General features: G+C 33.2%; 1 protein-coding gene. It reads left to right on the top strand.

The window, feature by feature from the left end; translation table 11 throughout:
• Positions 1-319 (top strand): DapH/DapD/GlmU-related protein (locus tag SB689_RS22810; protein ID WP_410694351.1); only part of this gene is annotated, 319 nt, incomplete at both ends.

The following is a 319-nucleotide window of genomic DNA, read 5'->3' on the forward strand; positions in this document are numbered from 1 at the left end:
GGAGCTGCTGCTCATCCTATTAGTTTTTTATCGACATCAAATATACAGTATAGTAATACTTTAATGAGAGGACATGAAGATACAAGTTTTAAGAGAAAGGTAAAGTATGAATATGATAGAGATACAATTATTGGTCATGATGTTTGGATAGGTGCTAAAAGTGTAATAAAATCAGGAATAACAATAGGGCATGGCTCCATCGTAGCCGCCTTAAGTTTTGTAAACAAAGATGTACCACCATATGCAATAGTAGGAGGTATACCTGCTAAGATTCTAAAATTTAGGTTTCCTGAAGAAATTATAACTGATTTACTTGAGT

The organism is Chryseobacterium sp. SIMBA_038, from assembly GCF_046535115.1.
In the GTDB taxonomy this organism is placed as follows: Bacteria; Bacteroidota; Bacteroidia; order Flavobacteriales; family Weeksellaceae; genus Chryseobacterium.